At 42.3% G+C, this 16,183-nt stretch carries 12 protein-coding genes; 3 read left to right on the top strand and 9 right to left on the bottom strand.

What is annotated here, in order from left to right; all coding sequences use genetic code 11:
- Positions 1-43 precede the first annotated feature (43 nt).
- From secA to J2T50_RS06925, 4 genes are all read right to left on the bottom strand, one after another.
- Positions 44-2,575 carry a preprotein translocase subunit SecA gene (gene secA / locus J2T50_RS06940; RefSeq protein ID WP_253365096.1) on the bottom strand — a complete coding sequence of 844 codons (2,532 nt, stop codon included), beginning with the start codon at positions 2,573-2,575 and terminating at the stop codon, positions 44-46.
- An 82-nt stretch (positions 2,576-2,657) separates the two neighbouring features.
- Positions 2,658-3,599: a mannose-6-phosphate isomerase, class I gene (gene manA / locus J2T50_RS06935; protein WP_253365094.1), complete on the bottom strand. Its 942-nt coding sequence runs from the start codon at positions 3,597-3,599 to the stop codon at positions 2,658-2,660.
- A 107-nt stretch (positions 3,600-3,706) separates the two neighbouring features.
- Positions 3,707-4,585, bottom strand: a complete 879-nt coding sequence (gene scrK / locus J2T50_RS06930; RefSeq protein ID WP_253365093.1) for a fructokinase ScrK — start codon at positions 4,583-4,585, stop codon at positions 3,707-3,709.
- A gap of 104 nt (positions 4,586-4,689) precedes the next feature.
- The gene (locus tag J2T50_RS06925; RefSeq protein WP_253365092.1) at positions 4,690-6,579 is read right to left on the bottom strand and encodes a sucrose-specific PTS transporter subunit IIBC; all 1,890 of its coding nucleotides are present in this window, start codon (positions 6,577-6,579) and stop codon (positions 4,690-4,692) included.
- A gap of 204 nt (positions 6,580-6,783) precedes the next feature.
- Between J2T50_RS06925 and J2T50_RS06920 the strand changes: the two genes are divergently transcribed.
- Positions 6,784-8,223: a sucrose-6-phosphate hydrolase gene (locus tag J2T50_RS06920; RefSeq protein ID WP_253365088.1), complete on the top strand. Its 1,440-nt coding sequence runs from the start codon at positions 6,784-6,786 to the stop codon at positions 8,221-8,223.
- A 1-nt stretch (position 8,224) separates the two neighbouring features.
- The gene (locus J2T50_RS06915; protein WP_253365087.1) at positions 8,225-9,190 is read left to right on the top strand and encodes a LacI family DNA-binding transcriptional regulator; all 966 of its coding nucleotides are present in this window, start codon (positions 8,225-8,227) and stop codon (positions 9,188-9,190) included.
- Between the two features lie 60 nt (positions 9,191-9,250).
- Here J2T50_RS06915 and J2T50_RS06910 read toward each other — a convergent pair whose 3' ends face one another.
- The 5 genes from J2T50_RS06910 to J2T50_RS06890 form a co-directional block, all read right to left on the bottom strand.
- Positions 9,251-12,160, bottom strand: a complete 2,910-nt coding sequence (locus tag J2T50_RS06910; RefSeq protein ID WP_253365085.1) for an EndoS/ChiA family endoglycosidase — start codon at positions 12,158-12,160, stop codon at positions 9,251-9,253.
- 311 nt (positions 12,161-12,471) lie between these two features.
- Positions 12,472-12,894, bottom strand: coding sequence for a transcription antitermination factor NusB (gene nusB, locus J2T50_RS06905; RefSeq protein WP_253365083.1), 423 nt, complete (start codon positions 12,892-12,894; stop codon positions 12,472-12,474).
- Entirely contained in the window at positions 12,884-13,276 is a 393-nt protein-coding gene (locus J2T50_RS06900) for an Asp23/Gls24 family envelope stress response protein (protein WP_253365080.1), read from the bottom strand. Before J2T50_RS06900 ends, nusB begins: the two co-directional genes overlap by 11 nt.
- A gap of 48 nt (positions 13,277-13,324) precedes the next feature.
- On the bottom strand, positions 13,325-13,885 hold the full coding sequence (gene efp, locus J2T50_RS06895; protein ID WP_253365078.1) for an elongation factor P: 561 nt from the start codon (positions 13,883-13,885) through the stop codon (positions 13,325-13,327).
- 105 nt (positions 13,886-13,990) lie between these two features.
- Positions 13,991-15,067, bottom strand: coding sequence for a M24 family metallopeptidase (locus tag J2T50_RS06890; protein WP_253365076.1), 1,077 nt, complete (start codon positions 15,065-15,067; stop codon positions 13,991-13,993).
- Between the two features lie 231 nt (positions 15,068-15,298).
- Here J2T50_RS06890 and J2T50_RS06885 point away from each other — a divergent pair, with 231 nt between their 5' ends.
- Positions 15,299-16,135: a hypothetical protein gene (locus J2T50_RS06885; protein ID WP_253365074.1), complete on the top strand. Its 837-nt coding sequence runs from the start codon at positions 15,299-15,301 to the stop codon at positions 16,133-16,135.
- Positions 16,136-16,183 lie beyond the last annotated feature (48 nt).

Here is a 16,183-nt window from a genome sequence, read left to right as displayed (position 1 = left end):
TGGTTGGTGATTTGATTCACACCTCCAGCCCTCATTCCTCTATTTATTGTAAACCAGCACGTCCGTGACAGTTTTTGAATTTTTTACCAGATTCGCATGGACATGGATCATTGCGGTCAACACCTTCAAAAGTTGGTGTAGCGACAGCTTGAGCTTGTCCTGGAATGATATTCTTAACTGCAGTTGTATGTGCCTCTTGGCTTGTACGTTCACGTTCAATATTGTCATGAATTTGTGCTTTCATCATGAGACGAGTAACGTCAAACTCGATAGCCCCAATCATGTCATTGAACATCGTAAAGGCTTCTGATTGGTACTCAACAACTGGGTTGTTTTGAGCGTAACCACGAAGGCTAACTGCATTACGCAATTGGTCAAGTGCGTCGATGTGGTCTGTCCATTTATTGTCTACCACGCGGAGAATCAAGACTTTTTGGAACTCACGAACGCGCTCTTCTTCACGTAATTTTGCAATTTGACTATCATAAACAGCAACTGCACGTTGGAAGAGGTCATTTTTGATTTGATCATCTGTTCTGCCTTCCAAGTCAGCACGGCTGATTGAATCTTCTGCCACCAAATTAACTTGGGCAAATTTCAGAATAGCATCAATGGCTTCATCGCGTTTACTCGCCTTGTGCCCATCTACCTGACGGTCGATTGTGCGCTTAATCATGCCCTTGATTTCAGGAGCAAGGTCACGGTCAGCGGTAATCACATCATGACGCTGGCTGTAGATGATTTCACGTTGCTCACGCATGACATCGTCATATTGAAGAATTTGTTTACGAGAATCGTAGTTATTTCCTTCAACACGCTTTTGTGCACCTTCAACTTGGCGCGTCAACATACCTGACTTGATAACAGATTCTTCTTCTGTCAGATTCATACGCTCCATAAAGGTTTTGATGCGCTCTGAACCAAAACGTTTCATCAAGTCATCTTCCAATGAAAGATAGAATTGTGACTCACCTGGATCACCTTGACGACCTGAACGTCCACGAAGCTGATTGTCAATACGACGGCTTTCATGGCGCTCTGTACCAATAACACAAAGTCCGCCAAGTTCACGAACGCCAGGGCCTAACTTGATATCCGTACCACGACCAGCCATGTTGGTTGCGATTGTAACCGCACCACGCTGCCCAGCATTCATGATGATTTGAGCTTCACGGAAGTGATTTTTCGCATTAAGTACTTCGTGCGGAACTCCTGCCGCTACTAAACGTTTTGAAAGGAGGTCTGATGTTTCAACCGCAACAGTACCAACCAAGACAGGTTGCCCTTTTTCGTAACGAGCTTTTACATCCGCCACAACTGCATTGAACTTGTATTCCAAACTTGGGTAGAGCAAATCTTCGTGGTCAACACGCGCAATTGGCTTATTGGTTGGGATTTGTACTACACGGATGTTGTAGATTTCACGGAACTCTTCTTCCTCAGTTTTACCAGTACCCGTCATACCTGACAATTTTTTATACATACGGAAAAGGTTTTGGTAGGTTACTGAGGCACTTGTTTTCGATTCATTTTGAACAGGAACGCCTTCTTTGGCTTCAATCGCTTGGTGGAGGCCATCTGAGTAACGACGCCCTTCCATTGTACGACCTGTAAATGGATCGATAATCATGACTTCTTGCTCATCATTGACCAAGTAATCAATGTCGTAAATCATGATGTAGTTAGCACGAAGCGCATTATCGATAAAGTGCGTAAGAGCTACGTTTTCGATGTCGTACAAGTTGTTCAAGCGGAAGAACTTTTCAGCTTTATCAATACCTGAATCTGACAAACCAATCGCTTTTGATGACACATCAATAATGTAATCATCCTCAGCCAATGACTTCACAAAGCTATCTGCCATGAAGTAAAGTTGGTTGGTTTCAGAATTTGTCGCACCTGATACGATGAGCGGTGTACGAGCTTCGTCAATCAAAACAGAGTCTACTTCGTCGACCAAGGCATAGTTCAATGGACGTTGTACCATGTCTTCCGCACGAACAACCATGTTATCACGCAAGTAGTCAAAACCAATTTCTGAGTTGGTTGAATAAGTGATGTCACAGTTGTAGGCTTCACGTTTTTCAAATGATGATTTGGCTGCCAAGTTAATTCCGACAGACAAGCCCAGCCAAGAGTAAAGCTCACCCATTTCAGTCGCATCACGAGTTGCAAGGTACTCATTGACCGTTACAACGTGGACGCCTTCGCCTGCAAGGGCATTCAGGTAAACGGGCATAGTCGCCGTCAAGGTTTTCCCTTCACCCGTACGCATTTCTGGTACATCACCGTGGTGAAGAACGATACCACCCATGATTTGGACTGGGTAGGGGTACAATCCCAATACACGTTTTGAAGCTTCGCGTACTACCGCAAAAGCTTCGTAAAGCAAATCATCTAGACTTTCGCCTTTTTGGTAGCGTTCTTTAAATTCTGCAGTTTTTGCTTGCAAGGCTTCATCTGACAATGCAGCCATTTGGTCTGCAAAGGCGATAACCTTGTCTGCCATTTTTTCTAACTTTTTTAACTCACCCTTGTCGTTTTCAACAAGAGAACGTAGGATATTTTTTGCCATCATATACTTCCTAATTTTATTTCAGTTCAATACCCTATTTTACCACAATGATAGGATTTTTTCAAGGAAGCACGTGCATTTATTAGGCATGGCTAGCAATCATTTCCAGTTCTCCATCAAATGTCCATCCCTCCACAGTTGCAGGTAGGATAAAATGTTGACCTTTTGTCAGTGGATAAGTTTCCCCATCAACTGTCAAGGAACCTTGACCGGACAAAACACTTACTAGCGTGTAATCAGCCGTCTTTTTCATCTCAACCGATCCTGAAACCTGCCATTTATAAACCGTGAAGAAGGCATTGCTAACAAAAGTAGTCGCTTGCAGATTGCCCACAGAAATAGTATCTGGGTAAGAATTCGCCACGGGTCCAATCGTCATCACATCAATTGATTGCTGGATATGAAGCTCACGGAGATTACCCGCATCGTCGCGACGATCAAAATCATAAACACGATAAGTCGTATCGCTAGACTGTTGCGTCTCCAAAATCATAATGCCTTTTCCAATCGCGTGCATGGTTCCGCTCGGCACATAGAAAAAGTCACCTGCTTTGACCGGTATGTGCGTTAGCAAATGGTCCCAATCTTTTGCATCAATCATAGCCGCTAATTCTTCGCGCGTCCGAGCATTGTGCCCGTAGATAATCTCGGCACCTTCGTCAGCAGACAAGATATACCAACACTCGGTCTTCCCTAACTCTCCTTCATGCTCCATACCATATTGGTCATCCGGGTGAACTTGAACACTTAACCAGTCATTGGCATCCAGTATCTTGATCAACAAAGGGAAAACAGGCTCTTGGCTATTTCCAAAAAGAGCTGGCTCATTTGCATAGAGTTCGTCTAGTTTACGACCGGCAAACTCCCCATTTTCAACAATAGAAACACCATTTGGATGAGCAGATACGGCCCAATATTCCCCTACCTTGTCACTTGGTAAATCATAACCAAACTCGGTAGCTAAACGACTACCACCCCAAATTTTTTCTTGCAAAACTGATTTTAAAAATAACGGTTGTGCCATCACAATCTCCTTTAAACGATGATTTCTTACTGCCATCATACCAAAAAGCACCTGCTTCGTAAATGAAAAGCTGGCCTTTCTAGACCAGCTCCTATCATTTGTTGAATTTATTCTGAAATTTGTTTTGCAAGTGCAAAGTTACCGAGTGTAGCAGAACCATTTTCAGCAACTGCCGATGTCACGATGTATTCTGTCACATCTGGTGTTGGCAAGTAGCCATTCATCAAAGAAGTGAATTTTTCACGAACACGACGCAACATGTGCTCTTGCGCCATAACGCCACCACCGAAAACGATGACTTGTGGACGATAAAGCAAGGTCGCTTGAACAGCAGCTTGGGCAATGTAATAAGCTTGTACATCCCACACATCTGAATTTTGCTCGATCAACTCACCACGAATTCCTGTACGAGCTTCCAATGAAGGACCTGCCGCTAAACCTTCTAAACAGCCATTGTGGAAGGGACATACACCGTTGAATGCACGTGCTTGGTCCTGCGGATGCAAGGCTACATAAGTATGCCCAGCTTCAGTATGACCCAAGCCTCCGATAAATTCACCATTTTGAATGGCACCTGCTCCGATACCTGTTCCAATCGTATAATAAACCAGGCTACGCACGCCTTTACGAACAATGGTTTCACCAAATGCAGATGAGTTTACGTCTGTCGTAAAGTAGAAAGGAATTTTAAATTTTTTTGCAATTAAACCCAACAAATCAACGTTTGACCAGTGAGGTTTTGGTGTGGTTGTCACATAACCGTAAGTTGGTGAGTTTTGGTCAATATCAATTGGACCGAAAGAACCAATCGCAACTCCTGCCAAGCGGTCTTCATAGCGCTTGAAAAACTCGACCGTCCGCTCAATTGTCTCATAAGGTGTTGTTGTTGGAAATTGTGTTTTTTCGACAACCTGAAACTCCTCATCACCAACTGCACAAACAAATTTTGTCCCACCAGCCTCAAGGCTTCCATATAATTTTGTCATCTTTCTCTCCTTGTTTTAATCTTGCTCCATTATATCACATTTTGTAACCGTTTTAAACAATAGAAAAAGGCTTTCGCCCTTTTCTATTTCAGTTTTTTATCACCTTATTTTACAACTTTAATAAAGTCAGCACCGTGTGCAACTGTACCTGATGCAAATCCATCAACTGTTGTAAAGTCAGCTGTATTTGTCACGATGATCATAGTTGTGTCATCCAAACCAGCTTCAGCAATTTTCGCTGCGTCAAATTTAGCGATTGGTGTACCCGCAGTGACTTTATCACCAGCTGCGACCAATTTTTCAAAACCGTTACCGTTCATGGAAACTGTGTCAATACCGATGTGGATCAACAATTCTGCACCTGAGGCAGTTTTCAAACCGTAGGCATGACCTGTTTCAAAAGCAATGGTTACTTCAGCATCTGCTGGTGCGTAAACAACACCTTCAGAAGGTTTAACAGCAAGACCTTTCCCCATAGCTCCTGATGAGAAGACTGGGTCATTTACATTTTCAAGAGCAACTACGTCGCCTGAAAGTGGTGAAATCAATGTTTCTTCAGCAAGTGTTGCAACTGGAGTTACAGCTACTTCTTCTTTTTCATCAGCTTTCACTTCATCTTCATAACCAAACATATATGTCAAGACAAAGGCAAGAGCTGTTGTGGCAAGAACCATGATAACGTATTTAAGAACTTGACCATTGAGGTAAAGAAGGGTACCAGGGATGATGGTAATACCAAAGCTTGTACCTGCAAGGTTCATGATATTTGCCAACCAACCACCGAATGCACCTGCGATAAGACCCATTACAAATGGTTTACCGTAACGCAAGTTAACACCGAAGATAGCAGGTTCAGTAATTCCGAGACCAGCTGAAAGTGCTGCTGGGAATGCAAGAGCTTTTAGTTTAGGATTTTTTGTTTTCACACCAACCGCAAGAGTTGCACCAAGTTGTGCCGTCATAGCAGCTGTGATAATTGCGTTCAATGGGTCCGCACCTGTTTGTGTTACCAAGTTAGACTCAAGCAAGTTGAAGATGTGGTGAACACCTGTGACAACGATAACTTGGTGAACACCACCAAGGATAAGTCCGCCCAAGCCGATTGGCAATGACAACAACCAAGTTGTAGCAATTTCAACACCAGACTCAACTTTGTGGAAGACAGGTCCGATGATAAAGAGTGCCAAGACTGACATTACCAAGAATGTCAAGAATGGTACCAACAAGAGGTCCAATACATCTGGAATTTTTTTGTGCAACCATTTTTCCAACTTAGCACCAAGCAAACCTACGAAGAAGGCTGGAAGCACTGAGTTTTGGTAACCAACAACTGGGATAAAACCAAAGAATATAAGTGGTTTCGCATCACCTGATGCCACAGCCCATGCATTTGGAAGTGCAGAGTTAACCATCATCAATCCCAAGACAAGACCAAGCAGTGGATTTCCACCAAAGACTTTAAAGGCTGACCAAGCAATCAAGGCTGGGAAGAAGGCAAAGGCTGTATCTGTCAACACCACAGTATAAGTGTAAAATTGTGAAGCAGAGAATGCTTTTGCTGTTGTACCAAACAAAGCAAGAACTGTATCGTTATTGATTGCTCCACGGATACCCATGAAGAGACCAGTTGCTACGATAGCAGGAAGCAATGGAACAAACACGTCACCGAATGTACGGATAGCACGTTGGAACCAGTTACCTTGTTTGCCAGCTTCTTCTTTTTGCTCATCTTTTGATGCAGTAGGCAAGCCAAGCGCTGCTACTTCATCATAAATTTTGTTTACTGTACCAGTGCCAAAGATAATTTGGTATTGACCTGAGTTAAAGAAAGCACCTTGTACTTTTTCGATGTTTTCAACAACATCTTTATCGATGATGGACTCATCTTTGACCATGACACGAAGGCGAGTTGCACAGTGCGCTACACTACGCACGTTTTCAACGCCACCAATTGCGTCAATGACCTGTTTTGCAATTTCAGTGTTTGAAGCCATTTGCAAAATTCTCCTTAAATAATTTTTTATATCTCTTGAAAGTGTTTTCACATCTTTCTACGTTCTCCATTATAGCACAATAAAAAAATATGTCAAACGTTTTGCAGAAATTTATTTTTTAATGGGTAAATCATTGATTTTTAGCCTGAAAACGTTTAATATAAAAAGTGACATATTTGACAGAAAACAGAAATAGGAGACACCATGAATTTACCAACTGAAGTCCGCTATCGTCCATATGCTGATTGGACAACTGAGGAAAAAGAAAAAATTGCTGCAAATGTTGCCAATTCTCCTTGGCATGCAAGCTACCATTTAGAACCAAAAACTGGTCTACTCAACGACCCAAATGGTTTTTCCTACTTTAATGGGAAATTTCAACTCTTCTACCAAAACTGGCCTTTTGGCGCAGCACATGGGTTGAAACAATGGATCCACACTGAGTCCGATGACCTAGTTCATTTTACAGAGACCGGTGTCAAGCTTTTACCTGACCATGCACACGATAGCCACGGTGCCTACTCAGGCTCGGCTTATCAGATTGGCGACAAACTCTTCCTTTACTATACAGGGAATGTCCGCGACGAAAACTGGGTTCGCGATCCACTTCAAATCGGAGCTTGGATGAACAAAGAGGGGCAAATCGAAAAATTTGACCAAGTGCTGATCCAACAACCTGAAGATGTAACAGAACACTTTCGCGATCCACAAATTTTTGATTACAAAGGACAATTTTACGCTATTGTCGGCGCACAAAATCATCAAAAACACGGCTTCATCAAACTCTATAAAGCCGTCAATAATGATGTTAAGCATTGGGAATTTGTTGGCGACCTTGATTTCGGTGGAACAGGTTCTGAATACATGATTGAGTGCCCTAACTTGGTCTTCGTTGATGAAAAACCTGTACTACTTTACAGCCCTCAAGGTTTGGACAAGTCTGAACTCAACTACGACAATATCTACCCAAACACTTATAAGATTTTCCAAAGCTTTAATCCCGAAGAAGCTAAGTTAGTCGGCGGAACAGACATCATCAACCTCGACTACGGTTTTGAAGCTTATGCGACTCAAGGTTTTAACACAGAGGATGGTCGTGCTCTAATCGTTAGCTGGATTGGTCTTCCTGATGTGGATTACCCAACTGACTGCTACGACTATCAAGGCGCTATGAGTTTGGTCAAAGAACTTTCCATCAAGGAGGGTAAACTCTATCAAAATCCTGTCAAAGCCATGAAAAATCTCCGTTCCAGCCAAGAAACTTTCGGAGATAAGAATACAACAAATAATTGCTATGAGTTGAACTTGACGATTGCTGAAAATAGCCAAGCTGAATTGGTCCTCTTTGCTGACCAAAAAGGAAATGGACTAGCTGTTACAATCGATACTAAAAATGGAAATGTGCTGATTGACCGCTCAAAAGCAGGCGAACAGTACGCGATTGACTTCGGTGTGACACGCAAATGTAGCATTGATACTGCTGAAACAAGTGCTCGTATCTTCATTGACAAATCTATCTTTGAAATCTTCATCAACGGAGGTGAAAAAGTCTTTACCGGACGTGTTTTCCCAGGCGCTGACCAGTCAGGCATCCAAGTCCTATCTGGCAATGTGACCGGAACTTACTACGAGTTGACTTACTAATATGGTTGCAAAATTAACAGACGTTGCAGAGTTGGCAGGGGTTAGTCCGACCACTGTCTCTCGCGTTATCAACAAAAAAGGCTATCTTTCCCAGAAAACCATCGACAAGGTCCAGGCTGCTATGCGGGAACTAGGCTACAAGCCCAATAACCTCGCTCGGAGTTTACAGGGAAAATCCGCCAAACTAATCGGACTGATTTTTCCAAATATCAGTAACATTTTTTACGCCGAACTGATTGAGCGCTTGGAAATTGAACTCTTTAAAAAAGGCTACAAGACCATCATTTGCAACAGCGAAAGCGATCCAATCAAGGAACGCGAATACCTGGAAATGCTGGCTGCCAATCAGGTTGATGGAATTATTTCTTCCAGTCACAATTTGGGAATCGATGATTACCAACGCGTTGAGGCTCCTATTGTCGCCTTCGACCGTAATCTCGCTCCAAATATTCCGATTATCTCTTCTGATAACTTTGAAGGTGGAAAATTAGCCGCCCAAACCTTGGAAAAAAATGGCTGCAAACGAATTATCATGATCACCGGAAATGATAACTCCGAATCTCCGACCGGACTCCGACAGTTAGGATTTTCCTATCATCTGGGGAAAACCATCCCTGTCGTCAAGGTTCCCAACAACCTTTCTAACCTCCGTCGGGAAATGGAAATCAATTCAATCATTGGACAATACGAGCCAGATGGTATCTTTGTCTCAGATGATTTAACCGCCATATTAACTATCAAAGTCGCTCATCAACGTGGGCTTTCTATCCCCCAAGACCTCAAAATTATCGGTTATGACGGAACAGAATTTATCCAAAACTTCTACCCTCAGCTGGCAACCATCAAGCAGCCGCTTGGAGAAATCGCCAACCTGACTGTGGAAGTCCTCTTGAAAAAAATCGCGGGTGAAAAGACAAATCGAGACTACGTTCTCCCTATCGCTCTCCATCCTGGAAACAGCATCTAAAAAAGCGTCCCTATCGGGAACGCTTTTTTAGATTTTAGGAGAACTATTTATGCACGACGGTCAATGTTTAGCGGCTATATCAGCCAATTCTTTCATTTTGAGTTTCATTTCTTCAACTAAATCTTTCAATGCTTGAGCATAGGCTGGCTCACCCAACTTAGCATCTATACGTGAATCAAGGATAGCTGCTTCTGCCAATAGCCGCTGGATTTGTTCCCAGTTTTCAGAATACTCACGTTGAACCAAACTATTTTTCAAAGCTCGGTATTGCTCTTGAATGCTATAGCCCGCAGACTTAGCTTCTGCCGCAGTTTTTAAATCTGTGGCAAGAGTGACTAGCTTATCAGCTACTGCGTTCAAGCCAGCTTGACCTTGACCATTTGCCGCGAGAGTATTCATAGCTTCTGTCACTGCTTGATCAAAGGTAGCAACTGCTACTGTGAAACCAGCTTTTTCAGCCTCTGAACGAGCTGTCGCCACCATTTTAGTAGCTTCGGTATACTTTACATCATCTACTTTCCAACCAAGCACTTGAAACTCAGATAGATATGGGACTCCGTGTCCTTGAGTTTCCTTGATGAGGAATTTGCAGAAGCGAGCTACTGTATTCACAGCTTGGCCCTCTATCACTTTCCCATCCTTCACTTCAGCAACTTGCACCCAGTCTTCTTCCTTCAAGTTGGAAATATCTGTCACAGATGCATCTTTTGGAACCAAGAAAATTGCTTCTTTAACGATATTTTCTGAACGATCGAGACCGCCAATTTCTTGCGCATTTATCAGGCGAATATAACGAATATCTGATAATCCACCCAAATCAAGTGTAAAGTCACTGGTTTCTTGGTAGGAAGTGTATTCGGTTGACTTATCATTGTCGAGTGCTTTTTTAATTACCCCGTCCATATCATAACCCGCATTAACAGGCTTAGCTTCTAGACTCAGGTTGGTCATCACTTTTTGACCAGAACCGACCTGAACTGTCATCCGGTGCACTTCTTGACCTTCATGGAACACATGAACAGTATATGTTTCATTTTTATCCGTTGGAATTATCCAGCTCGTCCCTTCTTCTAGGTTCGAAGTGTAGGTGACAAGACTGTGGTCTTTGTAACTCGCTGCAAATTGCTCATAGGCCCAGCTTGGGTCCACAAATGGTTTCCCTGCGACTGTCAGCTCCTTGTAGTTTGCAAAGTCAGAAGCCTTTCCAATCGGATAACCGACTTTTGTGACACTGCCAAAAACAGATTCTTCTTGAATATTGTAACCCGCATCGCTGATTGGCACTTGCACCTCTGTTTGCGCATAGGTCCTTGGTAAATAACCTTTGGGTTGCTGCTGTTCAAATAATGTTGATGACGCTACGTCCCCTGGATTATTCTTTGTAACAGTGAAAATGAGGGTTTCAAGTCCCTCTTTATCACCTGCAAAGTCAAATTGATTCTTAGACAAATCAAATTTTTTCAGGCTCACCAAATCTTGGACACCAAGCTCAGAAAGATCTTCCAAATGACAAGATGGTAATTCTAACACTTCCAGACTAGTCATATGGCTCAATTTAATCTGACCATTTTTTCGGACAGACCCTGGCAAATCTTGACTTCTCAGACTTTTCAGCTCATTCAAGCCCGACAACTCGATACTGGCTGCATGACTTAACTTTTCCAAACCAGCCAAATCCTTTATCGCAAGATTTTCCAGTTTCAATGTCTTATCAAAAAGCGCTAAATCCCCTCGATAAAGACCGACTTGAGACTTCACCGCCTCCAACAAAACAGGATCACGAAAATCAGACGCATCAATCTCATCATATCGATCATCCTTCATCATCAAGGCTTTCAACGCTCTCGAAATCGGATAATCGGTGTGGACAATCTTATCTGTTTCTGGATCAGCAGCTCCCTTCTTGCCACCTCTTGGATGGCCCACACCATCACGGTCAAGTGCATAAGAGAAGATTCCACCTTTCAATCCTCCCGTCTTAGGCTGCCAAGTCGCATATTTTTGAGCCCGTGTCCCTTCGATACTTTGAGCAGATTCTGGGTGGCTCGGATCATAATTGTTAATATCTCCCCAGCGATTTGACCTATCATTTTCTTCATAGAAGGAGAAGCCAATCAGAAATTGTCTTGGCTCAATGTATTTCCGATACCCCTCCCAGTCTTTATTTAAATTTCCAAAGTCATCTCCATTTGACTTTTGTGAACCATAATATTGGCGCAAAACCAGGTCAAGAGAGCCTGCAACTGTCACAAAAAGAGGATTTTTTTCAACAGAAAGAGTCGTATCCATGATTAAGAGCTTAGAAGTATCTTCACCCGATTTACCAATCAACTTCGTGATTTCTTGGAATACAGCTGTGGCTCGCGCCAATTCTTCTTCTGTAGTTAGATTATGCGTAATATCATAATCTTCTCGCTCAACATCAATATCCAAACCATCAACACCACGGTCGTAGACGTATTTTTGCACCAAGGCCTTAGCAAGAGCTTTATTGCCCTCCTCATCATTTGCAAATGATTTAGCAAAATCACTCTTTCCTATCAACTCTTTGACACCAATGGTTTGGACAACTGCTGTGCCCTGCGCATGCATCTTTGGAATATACTGAGTTTTTAATGTATTCCAGAAAGGACTTTGCGGATGAGTCCAGTCTTCGAATATAAAGAGCACATCAACTCCAGCCGGTACTTCCTCAATCGAGTTCGGACGATTAAAGGATTCATTTTTCTCCTTGTCGGTCGCCGCCTTGTCATGCCATGTCCGGAAATAGCCTCCGTAAATTGGCCCACGGGCACCTGCACGAATTTCTGATACGATTCTTGCTGCGCGACTATCTTGGTCTTGAGCATAAACCACACTTGGTTCCAGACCTGGGATAGGTAGCCCTCCGACTACCTGCAAGGATGCTGTCGCCAAAATAGCTGTACAAGCCAATCCAACTACACACTTGGTTAGATGACGTTTATCCATGTTATCCTCCTTGAATATTTATGATAGAACTGACGAAACCGCCATTTATTTGTAAGCGATTTCATTTTTAACGATTCAAGTATAACAGCAGTCCATTCCTTTTAAACATACAGAAAATATAGATTCTATGATACAAAGTCAAGAAAAATGTCTTATTTTTATATTATTTTATCCCGTCATTGTTTTGAAAACATCTCGAAATATCCCTGTAACTATAATATTTTTACTTTTATATTTCTAATTTAACACAATCTATCAAAATAAAGTTTTAATTTTATTATAAAAAAACACTCCCGAATAGGAGTGTTTGATTATTCTTCAGTAACAAAATGAGTCAAGACGCCATTGATAAACTTAACAGATGCTTGGTCTGAAAAATCTTTAGCCAACTCAATCGCTTCATTGACAGCAACACGCGCAGGTGTTTCATCAAAATAACGCGCTTCATATAAGCCGAGACGCAAGATGCTCTTGTCAATCGTCGTCAAGCGGTCCAAAGTCCAACCTGATTTCAAATACTGACTGAGCTCTTTATCCAGCTCTTCACGGTGTGCATCCACACCTGTTACTAGATTGAGTAAAAAGAGCGGAATTTCCACTTCTCCTTCTACCTCTTCCTTATCGTAAAGGTAAGAAAATTGTGCTGCATGCAAGGGATCTTGTCCAAACTCAAGGGACACAATTGCCTGCAAGGCACACTGGCGCAGGTATCTTCTCGAATCTTTATTCTTCATCGAGGAAATCCTCACCGAATAAGTCTTTCAATTCTGGTTTTGGTGTTTTTTCTGGAACAATACCGTCCACATGAACATTCACAGTAGCTACCGTTACTTCAGCATAGTTATGGATAGCCGCTTTAACTGCTTTTTGGATGTTCATTGATACTGTAGGAACATTGACACCGTATTCCAAATAAACATAGATGTCTGCTGTCACAACACCTTCTTCATCTGTACGAAGGTAAACTCCGCGATTAAGAGCTGTTTTTGACAAACCATCTGTAATATTTTTGTTGTGAAGCGAATGCACGCCTTCCACTTTAGCAGAAGCGATACCTGTAATAACTTCTAACACGTGTGGTGCGATAACGATCTCACCAAGGTTCTCTTTTGACATAATTTTTCCTTTCTTCCATTTCCACCTAACCGGTGAAGTAAGCGAGGATTAAGCGCGTGAAACGTAAGTTCCTTCAGCAGTATTGATAACCAATTTTTGACCTGCTTCGATAAAGTCTGGTACGTTTACCACAAGACCAGTTTCCAATGTAGCTGGTTTTCCTGAGCCTGTAACAGTTGCACCTTTGATAGATGGTTGTGTTTCAGTAACTGTCAATTCAACAGTTGTTGGTACTTGAACTCCAATCACTTCTGTTCCGTAGAATTGGATTTTCACTTCTGAATTTTCCAAGATGTAAAGCAATTCTTGTTCTACGTTTACAGTTGGAATTTCGTATTGCTCAAAGCTTTCAGTATCCATGAAGTAAGCAATATCATCCATTTGGTAAAGGTAAGTTGCCACGCGAGTTTCGATGATGGCTTGGTCAAATTTTTCATCTGGACGGTAAGTTGTATCAAATGTTGAACCAGTACGTACATCACGCAATTTCATACGCATGATGGTATTTCCTTTACCTGGTTTGTGGTGGCTAGCTTCCAATACGCGGAGCAAACGGCCATCGTCTGTTGTGAACGTCATACCTGATCTTAATTTACTTGCATCTACCATGTGTAGTCTACCTCTTCAAAAATTTATTATTCGTTCTATTTTATCATAGAACTGGATTTTTCTCAAATCTTTCATACAAAAAGACCGACAAGGTCGGTCTGATTTTTATTTCAAAACAATCAATTCTTTGGGTGCATTTGTCAAGACTTCACAGCCTGTTTCTGTAATCAACAGGTCGTCTTCAATGCGAACGCCGTATTTATCAGGCAAGTAAATCCCTGGTTCATCTGTTATCACATAACCAGCTTTAAGTGTTTCATCCGAATTGCCAAAATAGGGAATTTCGTGAATATCCAAGCCCATACCGTGCCCAATACCGTGCGTAAAGTAATTGCCATAACCTGCATCTTTGATAATGGTACGTGGAACACCATCAAAATCTCGATAAGTCATCCCAGCCTTAGCTTGCTCAATCAAAGCTTTATTGGCACGCAGGGTAACATCATAAATCTCCCGTTCTTCATCTGTAACCTGACCAATATGAATAGTCCGCGTCATATCACTCACATAGTGCTGGTAATAGCAACCAAAATCAAAGGTCACAGTCTCACCCGCCAAGATGAGCTTGTCGCTAGCACGTCCATGAGGCATAGCAGAGCGATAACCAGATGCGACGATAAACTCAAAAGAAGCCCCATCTGCCCCCAATTGACGCATACGAGCATCTAGGAAATGATTCACAGCCATTTCTGTCGTTTGACCTGGCTTGATAAAGTCCAGAACATCGACAAAGGCTTGGTCTGAAATGGCACAAGCTTTCCGAATCGTTTCAATCTCGACTTGGTCTTTCACCATCCGCAGTTCTTCGATGAAGTTGGTCTGTGCTGCTAGCGTAACTCCTGGGAAATTGGCTTGTAGCCCTCGATAAAATGAGAAGGTTACTTCACTTTCAAATCCAATTTTTTCCAACTTGTCCGCAGCTACAAACTTAGCAACTTCCACAAGTGGCGTTCGTGTTTCGATGATGTCAAAGCCCTGTACATTTTCTTTCGCAATCAATGTATAACGTGCATCTGTCAAAAAGAGACGGCGTGTTTTTGAGATGAAAACTGTACCAGCAGTTCCCCAAAATCCAGTTAGATAGTAAATATTATTTTGTCCCGTGACCAAAAAACCATCCAAATCTGTCTGTGCCAACTTGGTGCCAAAACGTGCTAGTCGATCTGCTAAATGTTGTTTCATGCCAACTTCTCCTATCTTTTTACTAGTTGTACTCCTTGAAAACCGACCTATGTTAAACTGCGCCTTGTTCTACATCGGCACCGTTTATTTTTGATTTTCATTGAGTATTATTGTAGCACGATTATCTAGGGAATGGAAGAGGTGGACAACCTCAAATTCCCATTGACAGAACACAAACTACATTTTAAAATAGAAACGTAGATATTTTATTATAATTTTAGGGAGATTTTTATGAAAAAGAACAGCATTTTGACAGTTTGTCTCTACATTGTAGGGATTATCTTGGTCTGTGCTATTGTCATCAAGCTCATGCCTTTCATCTTCGTCGGTGGACTAGCCGGACTTTGGTACAATACAAAGAAAAAGCCCAATCAAAAATGGCGTAATTATTCGATTGTTGCTATCGTCATCGGACTGGTTGGGAGTGCTATTTTCCTCCCATCAACTCAAAAGGAGACAACCACCCCGTCTTCTACCAAAATAACTTCATCCACTACAACCACCACCAAGAAAAAGAAAGCGACACAACAAAATTTTGCTACAAAGCCAAGCGTTGACAAGAAAATTGTCGAAGCGGAAAAAGCAGTAGGCTTGCTCGAGCAAAAAACAAGTCGTGAACAGTATGTTCTTGCAGTTACTGCTCTGAGCAAGGTGACCGATTCACAAAAGAAAGCAGAGTTTCAAACTCGCTTGGAAGTAGCTGAGCAGAAACTCATTGCACAAGAAGCCGAAAAAGCAGTCAAATACCTTGAAGACAATCAATATCGAAACAATGTTGATTCCGCCAATGAAAAAGTGAATAAAGTAGTGGATGAAGCTCTACGTGGTAATCTAACCCAACGTGTCGATGCAGTCGTTAACGCAATCAATATAAAAGAGGAACAAGCTGCCGCGGAGGCTGCCGCACAACAGCAAAATCGAATCGTTTATGTGGCGCGCCAAGGGACGGCCAATGTCTACTGGTACTCTAAAAACAGCATGCCTTCAAACACGAACTGGAACAATGTGGTCGAGATGACAGAAGCTGATGCTATCGCGAATGGAAAACGCCCTTCGAAACGAGAGTAACATACGACGCTACACCCAATAACCCGACACAACTACAAGTACCATCAG

It is taken from the genome of Streptococcus gallinaceus (assembly GCF_024170225.1).
Classification (GTDB): Bacteria; Bacillota; Bacilli; order Lactobacillales; family Streptococcaceae; genus Streptococcus; species Streptococcus gallinaceus.
The sequence above is the reverse complement of the archived record's forward strand: the minus strand, read 5'-3'. Positions and strand labels throughout refer to the sequence as shown.

Bases quoted from the DNA above. Each gene is read 5' to 3' on its own strand.
- secA (WP_253365096.1), bottom strand. From the start codon at position 2,575: ATGGCAAAAAATATCCTACGTTCTCTTGTTGAAAACGACAAGGGTGAG.
- manA (WP_253365094.1), bottom strand. From the start codon at position 3,599: ATGGCACAACCGTTATTTTTAAAATCAGTTTTGCAAGAAAAAATTTGG.
- scrK (WP_253365093.1), bottom strand. From the start codon at position 4,585: ATGACAAAATTATATGGAAGCCTTGAGGCTGGTGGGACAAAATTTGTT.
- J2T50_RS06925 (WP_253365092.1), bottom strand. From the start codon at position 6,579: ATGGCTTCAAACACTGAAATTGCAAAACAGGTCATTGACGCAATTGGT.
- J2T50_RS06920 (WP_253365088.1), top strand. From the start codon at position 6,784: ATGAATTTACCAACTGAAGTCCGCTATCGTCCATATGCTGATTGGACA.
- J2T50_RS06915 (WP_253365087.1), top strand. From the start codon at position 8,225: ATGGTTGCAAAATTAACAGACGTTGCAGAGTTGGCAGGGGTTAGTCCG.
- J2T50_RS06910 (WP_253365085.1), bottom strand. From the start codon at position 12,160: ATGGATAAACGTCATCTAACCAAGTGTGTAGTTGGATTGGCTTGTACA.
- nusB (WP_253365083.1), bottom strand. From the start codon at position 12,894: ATGAAGAATAAAGATTCGAGAAGATACCTGCGCCAGTGTGCCTTGCAG.
- J2T50_RS06900 (WP_253365080.1), bottom strand. From the start codon at position 13,276: ATGTCAAAAGAGAACCTTGGTGAGATCGTTATCGCACCACACGTGTTA.
- efp (WP_253365078.1), bottom strand. From the start codon at position 13,885: ATGGTAGATGCAAGTAAATTAAGATCAGGTATGACGTTCACAACAGAC.
- J2T50_RS06890 (WP_253365076.1), bottom strand. From the start codon at position 15,067: ATGAAACAACATTTAGCAGATCGACTAGCACGTTTTGGCACCAAGTTG.
- J2T50_RS06885 (WP_253365074.1), top strand. From the start codon at position 15,299: ATGAAAAAGAACAGCATTTTGACAGTTTGTCTCTACATTGTAGGGATT.